The sequence below is a fragment of the Candidatus Poribacteria bacterium genome (assembly GCA_021295715.1).
In the GTDB taxonomy this organism is placed as follows: Bacteria; Poribacteria; WGA-4E; order WGA-4E; family WGA-3G; genus WGA-3G.
In genome coordinates this window covers 1-8058 of sequence record JAGWBV010000164.1, presented here as the reverse complement: position 1 = coordinate 8058, position 8058 = coordinate 1, and the positions used below count along the sequence as shown (strand labels likewise).

Below are 8058 nucleotides of genomic sequence, written 5' to 3'. Positions count from 1 at the left end.
CTTCTGCCCTAATGCCAATCGTGCCTTCTCATCGGTAAGAAGGGTATTGACGGCATCAGCCATTACATCGGGTGAAACCGTACCAGCGAAGCTCCCGATTTCATGCTCATAAGCAAGGGCAGGCACAATAAGTCCGGCATCGCCGACAACCTCAGGCAGTCCATCCAGACGGGGCACAACGGGTGGAACGCCACAAGCCATTGCCTCTAAGAGGGCAAGCCCAAACGTTTCTTCACCCACCATTGATGGAAAGCAGTAAACATCAAAAGCATTTATCAGTCGTGCCAGTTGCTCCCTGGGTTGTTGTGGGGCGCAAATCAGGTTCGGCGGGAGCTGCTGATGGGCGTAGATATTTAGCGTCGGTGCCGTCATCAAAAAATACACTTCGGGAAGGCGTTTTGCGATTTCTGGCTGAAATCTTGAGAAGAAACCAACAACCGGTGAAGAAGCAATTTGAGGAGCATTGAGCATCTTTGCGACTTCATTTTTCGCTTCCTGTTTGTCCAATGGACGAAATTTGTTATGGTCAACCCCCCACGGTATAACATGAAACATATTCTTGTCAGAGACAAATCGACCGTACAGGTCCCGCACTGAGTTTGTTGGAACCAAAAAAGCATCAAAAGGGCGCATCGCCGCATACCAGAGTAGACCTCTGTTAATGCAACTGCTATTGTGGCCTCTTGCAGAATGAATAGGGACCATAAACGGGGCATTAATACAATGTAGGAGAGAAAGAAACCCATTATCCTGATGAGTTTCCAACAGCACACCGTCATAATTGTTCGCCATCAACTTTAAAAGAGCAGATTTATCGTTGACTTGGAACCTGATACCTTGTACACTCTCATTAAACCTTTCGTCGCGATCACCTACCACGTCAAGAGACGCATAAACTTCCAGAGACTTAATGAGATTGTGATGTGCGACTGACACCCCTCCAGCAGCAAGTGTAATGTCAGTCGCATAAGGACTCCTTTGGAGGACAAGAATCTTCAATTTCTGGGGAGTTTCTGTCTCTAACGCCGGCGATCTATTTTCAAAATTTGAAAAAAGAAGTCCCTGCTGCTCCATTGTTGCGAGCGAATCTAATGCCGCAACGACCAACTCAGTGTCATGTTTTTTCCCAAGCTTCTCTACGATTTCCTCACTTGAAAAGGATGGGCACAGATCCAGAATCTCCCAGACAATGTCATCAATTTCCAACACAAGACATTGGCTCAGGTCAGCGACGTACATCCGGTTGCTCTGCCGGAATTTATGTAGATGCATGGTAGGTTTCGGACATACTAACATCATGTACCTCCTCGTTAACGACAGGTTTCACTTACCCTCCCACGCCAAAGGCTACCGTCAATAATCCGTCCATCAATCACCAAAGTTGGAGACCCTCTGACGCTGAGTTCTTTCGTCCTTTGTACTTCCTCAAGGAGTTGCCTCGTTATTTTTTCTGCACTTCCTGAGCGCAATTCACCCACGCTTCCTCAAGGTGATCTGACCGGCAGAGCAGATAATCAAAAAGTTTATCTGGATAGAGTTCGGCAATGACCATTTGGCGTTTATTCTCAATAAGCTCGGGTTCACCATGTAGACTTGTAAACCTAATATCTCCATTCGCATCTTCGGCTGATTCCTCTTCTTTCCCTATGATAAACCGCAACTTGAAGTCGATGGTATCCCCATACTTTTCAAAAAACGGCAGCAATTCCTGCTCTGCTTGCACACCGTAAGGGCAAAACGACATCACAAAGAGTTCAACCTCTGGCTTCATAGGTCCACGCATGCGCTGTTCAAGGATCTGCTTGAGGCTCAACTGAGTTCGACTGTGATCAACTTCGGACATAACATATTCAATAAGTTGGTCGAATCCCGGAGAATGTTCGGGCGTGTGACACGCCGTGCAAACTTTTTCAGGAACTTGACCGCGAATATTCTCTTTCAGCGGTGTGTAGGCATGTAGTTTACCAGGACCATGGCAGGTTTCGCATCCCACATCCACAAGATGCTCGCGCTTGGGATTACCTATCTGGTAACCACTTTCATACCCCGATCCAGTGACGTGGCAAGTGACACATTCTGGATAATACTCCCTACCAACCGTGCGCAAGGTGTTAAACGCTGTCGCATGGGAGGAGTGCGACCACTGGCTGAATTCTTTTTGATGGCATTCTTGGCAGGTCTGAGAACCAATATAACTGTTTTTATCATCTTGTTCTTCTTGTTGGGAAGAAAACAATCGGTGACTGATAATCTGCAATTGATGGTCGGTAGCGACTTGATGATAGAAATCATCCAAGAGTCTCCTAATGTCTGGATCGTCGGCGACATGCTCGGTTAGGGCAATTTGCTGAATGTCCATCTCTGTGTCGGTTAGCATCAACGCGCCAAGTATTTTCCCTTTGGCATTACAATACGCCAGCAAGACCTCGCCAATTTTTTCGGTTTCGCCTTTGTATGGACTCAAAATCGCTGAAAAACTCGGATACTTCTGTGCCAACACTCTATTGACTTCTATAGGTGAATGGCTCAGTCCAACAACGAAATCAGATTGTGCTTGAACTTCAGAGAGAAGCGAATTGAGCTTCTTAGACACAAGTGCTACTTCCGCTGGGTCTTTAAGGTCCAATGTGACCATGACGATTCGTTTCTCTCCAACTGTTTTTATTAAATACGAGTCAGAATCTTGCGTCAAATCCGAATCTAAAAATGTAAAAGATAGGTCAACTTCCCGATTTTGAATAATCTCAGTCTCTGCATCAAAAGGAAAAAACGCATCATACCCCATTATTTCCATTGCTGTAAGAGTTGTTTGTATACGATGCTGGTCTCGCATAATAACCTCATTATCAGCGGAAAGGTCATCCGCTTCAAATGAATGCGTTTTCATGCTTGGGAGTTGAGAAGGTTGGACACCACCGAGATCTATCAACAGCGGAGAGAACCCGGTTTCTCGGATACGGGAGATCGCTTTGGCACGTCTCGGGAGTCCGCCTGATTGCCCAATGAAACAACCGCACGGTTCCAGCTGCGCTTGCGTGTTCCCTGTGAATAGGAGCAGCTGCGTGCTGTCTGGTGAAATCTGTTTCAACTGCTGGATATAGTCCGCCAAAGATGTCGCATGAACCTGAGAAGCAAGTTGTTTTGTCTCTCTAATATATCGCAACCGTTTCGCTTCACTCCATTGCTGATAAACAAAGGGACCTACAACAACAACAGTCAGAATTAGTGTAAGTAATATGTACTTTTTCACAAGAATTTCCAGTCTCCACAAATTTAGGCAATTGTCAGCATTTCTTAGGCTGGTTTCGATACTCCGCTCTGAGTTTTTCCCAGTGTGTACGCAGTTTGCCTACTGCCTCAACAGCACGAAATAGGATTCAATGCGTCCGGCTTTTCGTCAGATTCAACTTCAACTTTCAGAGCAACGCAAGATGTTTTTGGGTATCAGTGAACATTTTCATAAACACAATTGGTTCAGCTCAAGTGGAAAATGAAGCGAGAACTTAGGCAAATACGACTTTACGTAAATGATAAGTCCTCGCTTATTTTATGTGAAAAGCCATCTTACTTATAAACGGCTTCCCACTTTAATTAACAACAGTCCTCATACGCATGACCATTTGCATCAGTGTACCAACAACATCCGGGAGGATCGAAACAATTAAGATTATTTCCACACGGTATTTGCTTCGAACATGCTGCGGCTTCGGGTGCGAGTATCACTGATGCAAGGATTGCACCTGTTACGACAGCCCCAGCGACTAAAGCGTTCTTATGGGCAACATGCCCATCTTCTTTGACGAAGAAATCGCTGAGACGCTGTTTCGTCAGTTGTGCTACGTGAGTTTGCATGAGATTTTATCTCCTTCACTTTGTAGTAGAAACGGTAATGTTTTAACCATAGATGCACAAAACATCTCAAACGTAGGAAACAACACCGCTTATTAAAATTAGAGGGTTTTCGGTAAAATAATGATGAGATAGAGTTCCCTCATAACACTCTTTTCCCATACTCATCCGACATTAACCCGACAGTCCGACCGGTTGGTAAACCGTTGGTGCCGTGGGCATCCTTCGACGAGGCGATAATTTTGTTTCTGTTGCTGTTAGGTGTGCGTCATCAATATCTTGTCCGCTTTCGGAAACTGTATAATTTCGATACGAGATTTGAACCGACGCTTGAAATCTTTGACGCGCCTATGGTTCTTGATGTCGTATCGAAGCCATCTATACGAAACGAGTTCGGACAGAGATACTGCCTACAAATGAGCCCCGAGTACAATTGCTGATAGAAGTCTTCTTAAAGGTTTCATTGTGTTTTGACTGTCAGCGGGATGCCGGTCTTGGCACCATTTTTGCCCTCCAGATGGTGAGCATTGCCTGATGCATCCGAGAATTTTCGCGTTCCGACCGGTTCATCAAAATGCTACAACGCAACTGTCTTTGCGTCATTCTTGAACTTGCCGTGCGGCGTGAAACCCTCTGCGGACCTCATCAATATATCCTGCAAAAGCACCCCAAAAGTGATTGTGAAGCTTGGAACTAATTTTCTGTCCAAAGCCGCCAAGCACAAAATCCTTTGGACGCTCGATGCTTGACAGATCGTGTGCAATCGTTGTAGTTCGTCGTGAACTGGCTGTCCAATTGTTAACGATTGTTGTTGTCTGATGCCCATTCGCTTGGAAAGCGATGTGATGCCATTGGTTCAGCGGAAGTGCTTTCGGGCTGTAGCCTGTCTCAGAGACCTTCCCGCTGCGCGTAACATGCGCTTGAATTCTTAGGAATAAATCTCCCTTCTGCCAATCGATAGTGTTCCTTATGCGCTCCCATCCAACGTGATCATCATTGACGACATCCATCCGCACCTGTTGGCTGAGTATCATTGCGTGTATATCATCGGCAGGCGGTGTGGTTGGATATATCCATGCTTCAACGGTGTATTCGTCCGTGCCTTCGGGTAAAAGTAAACCGAAGGTTTCAAAATCTAAAACGGCGTAGTCATCGATCCCGTCAAGGGCTAAATAGTTTCCGCCTGCCGGTGAAGGGGGTGGGAGTGCTTTGGCACTCAGCGGCATTAAAGCAAGCAAAAAGAGACATATAAAGAGGTGTTGGTGTCTCATTGAAAATTCCTTTCCGATAGGGGATTGATATGAGAAGGCAAAAGGGAGGGGGTCTTGCATTCTTGGCAATCCTCTTGTTCTGATATAAGGTGCTNTATAATTTCAGTTAGCACTGTCATAATGGTTCTATGGCAGTGCCGCGTCGATGGGTAGTTACGATACCCTCGACGCACCTGAAAAAAATAGGGAAGACTGCCGCTCACAAAACTATGCTAATTCAAACTGCTATTATTTTCAGCCAAAAACGGCATCTGAATGCCTAAAATTTTGACAGTAGCAACTTTTGTTATTATATTAAGTCGGATAACTCTGGCAAAACCGTCACTTTTGGATGAAAAAAAGTGATTTTTTTAGAAAAATGAACTTTTCTTATCTTTTTCCTACAGATTTCTCTCCGTTGCACAAGGGACTATGTCCCTGGCTTAGAACAAACAATCAAGTTCCCAATCCTACGACTTCTTCTATTTCGGCAGGCGTGTATCCATCTCCAAATACTCCCGTATCAACTGCCGAAACTTGCGAAGTCTTGATTGCACTGTCCCTTCCGGAATCTCTAATTGCTCCGAAATCTCGCAGGCGGTGTGCCCTTGGATATGCAAATCGCCGACATCTCTATAAATAGACTTCATCGCCGAAATTACAGTGTGAATCTCTTTGACGACAACCGCTTGATGCTGGTCATCGGCGATACTCACACCGCCACCGAACGCATCATGATTGATACTCTTTTCTCACGACGATGAAAATCAGCACACTTGTTTTTCGCAATCCCTGCCATCCACGCTTTCGCGTGTTCCACCGATTTGCCCTTACGCAAATGTTCGAGGATCGCAACCACCGTTTCTTGATAAACATCCTTTCTATCAACAGGATCATCAACACGCAAACCAATGATGCGTCTCAGCAAGGGTTCATGCACGATGATAAGTGCTGAGATTTCATCATCAACTCTTCGACTCTCATCTGACAATGCAAACTCCTTTCCGCAATGTGGACTATAGTGATAAATAGGGAAAATCCACATTGCTATACTTAAAGACTTAACTTTATGAAAAAAGCTGAATTTGTCTCTAAAAGTTGGTGAAATTGCGTGAAATTATGGAAAGACTTTCATGGGTTTTCGTTATGGAGAATGAAAACCGAGAATTAAATACAAATACTGAGTGAAAAGGATAATCCAGCATTCCGATAAAATCCCGAAAAGGGAAGCCGTGCAGACTTCGCGATCCATCGTCCGTGAAGTAGCCAATGTTGAAAAAGAAAAGGATGCCGTATCTCGTAGATAGGGGTTTCTCTTCACTGAGAGAAAAATTTTTCCTGATTTTTTCATTTTATGCACGAAATCGCCTCAAAACTGCAGTCTTTATAATCAAGTGGTGACTTTCACATCATTGAATTGCGTGTTTGTGGCGTTTCCAGCAAGCGGATTGCACAATTGAGTGTTCCCATATCCTGAAGTCCCAGTGAGGTGAAAGGGGTATCGTTGAACAGTTGCGTGAGGCTATCGCGTGCTTACAAGTCGATTGTGCATCGCAATCGAAAAACTATATAGCAATCCGAATCTGGTGTCTCTCAAGAGTTGAGAAACCAGATATAAAAAGGAGATTTAAAATGGCAAAAATAGCAGACGTGACTTTTACCGGACAATCTGGTAGAGAATATAAATTTGGGGTTTATCCCCGCGAGACAACGTTTAAAGATGTCGGCGGAGTCTATGTTTTTTCAAAACGTGATTCTCAAAGAAATCATACCCTCTTATATATCGGTCAAACGCATTCCTTTGAAGAGCGGCGACTGGCACATCACGAAAAATGGGAGTGTGCAGATCCGCTCGGTGGTAATGTAATTTGCACCCATCGGGAGAATAACGAAACTCAGCGTAAAGCAAAAGAGCGCGATCTAATTAATGCGTATCAACCGCCCTGTAATAAGCAGTGATCTGATAAGGATACCAACGTATACGAACTGAAAAGCAACCAGATAAAGAAAAATACCTCGCTTTGCAGGGTGTGCGAATTCAAAACGCCCTGCTTTTAGAAAAATAGGAAACCGTTAGTCTGTACCACCAGAACGTCTATTTTTGAGGGAATCTCCATCTAACAGCGCGCTACGGTCAAAGTTGCGTAAGTCCTGTTAAAAATAAATTTGCCTTTTTAAACTGGATATATTACCATATATAATGTAAATACAAATTAAGATTGTAGATTGGGCAACGCAGTGGAATTTATAGGTATCAATTAAGTGTATAGGTTGGTTTGAATGGAAGCCAGATCATAGGTGTCAATTTAGAGATTTTCCACGGTATTTTGAAACGAAATGCCCCGTGAGCAATGGATAGGGAACTCAATGCCCAACAAAGGACACTGGATACACAGAGGTCCCCAAAAATCCGCGAAATCTGTGAAATCCGCGTCAATCCGCGATTCAGACGCTACCAACATAACATCACCTCAGCAAGAACATTCAGAAAAATGTTACACTTCCCGCCAAATTATTTTTCTGCAAAACGAAAAAAACAAGAAAAAGGTCTATAAACCCCTATGGCTACTGGGTTTTAGGCAAATAACCGTTACCTACCAAATGTTACACTATCGTAACATTTGAACGTGAATCCAACCTAAACCTATCGCCCAATAACACAAAAGTTGGGACAATTTTAAACGAATCAAAGGTTTCCGATTGGAGGTTACCTTTTGTGGCATAGGTTGTTAACCTGTGCCATCGCGTCCTATGAGACGGTTAGTTTCCTGCGCCTCCGTTATTTCCTCTTTCTGTCGCTTCTACGAAATAGGTCGGGATTCGGAGATCCCTCCTACCGGAGAACTGAATGTCCCTGACCAACCGAAAACAAATTCTTGATTTAATGTGTAATCTATTGTATGATAATCGCATCCCGTATCAAGGAGAAAAGGAAGGAAGCCATGAGTCTTTTGGGTAT

At 44.2% G+C, this 8058-nt stretch carries 7 protein-coding genes; 1 reads left to right on the top strand and 6 read right to left on the bottom strand.

All coding sequences use genetic code 11. The features are described from left to right. The 6 genes from J4G07_22455 to J4G07_22430 all read right to left on the bottom strand — a co-directional run. On the bottom strand, positions 1 to 1299 hold a 1299-nt coding region (locus J4G07_22455), incomplete at its 3' end, for a glycosyltransferase (GenBank protein ID MCE2416746.1). 142 nt (positions 1300 to 1441) lie between these two features. Then, a complete protein-coding gene (locus J4G07_22450; GenBank protein ID MCE2416745.1) occupies positions 1442 to 3250 on the bottom strand; it encodes a hypothetical protein in 1809 nt (602 codons plus the stop codon). A 341-nt stretch (positions 3251 to 3591) separates the two neighbouring features. Further along, the gene (locus tag J4G07_22445) at positions 3592 to 3852 is read right to left on the bottom strand and encodes a hypothetical protein (GenBank protein ID MCE2416744.1); all 261 of its coding nucleotides are present in this window, start codon (positions 3850 to 3852) and stop codon (positions 3592 to 3594) included. Positions 3853 to 4448: 596 nt separating this feature from the next. Next, positions 4449 to 5120 carry a hypothetical protein gene (locus tag J4G07_22440; protein MCE2416743.1) on the bottom strand — a complete coding sequence of 224 codons (672 nt, stop codon included), beginning with the start codon at positions 5118 to 5120 and terminating at the stop codon, positions 4449 to 4451. 461 nt (positions 5121 to 5581) lie between these two features. Continuing rightward, a complete protein-coding gene (locus J4G07_22435) occupies positions 5582 to 5815 on the bottom strand; it encodes a hypothetical protein (GenBank protein MCE2416742.1) in 234 nt (77 codons plus the stop codon). Next, positions 5812 to 6090, bottom strand: a complete 279-nt coding sequence (locus tag J4G07_22430; GenBank protein ID MCE2416741.1) for a sigma-70 family RNA polymerase sigma factor — start codon at positions 6088 to 6090, stop codon at positions 5812 to 5814. Before J4G07_22430 ends, J4G07_22435 begins: the two co-directional genes overlap by 4 nt. 641 nt (positions 6091 to 6731) lie before the next feature. On the opposite strand from J4G07_22430, the gene J4G07_22425 reads away from it, so the two are divergent. Beyond that, positions 6732 to 7058, top strand: coding sequence for a GIY-YIG nuclease family protein (locus J4G07_22425; protein MCE2416740.1), 327 nt, complete (start codon positions 6732 to 6734; stop codon positions 7056 to 7058). Positions 7059 to 8058: the final 1000 nt, after the last annotated feature.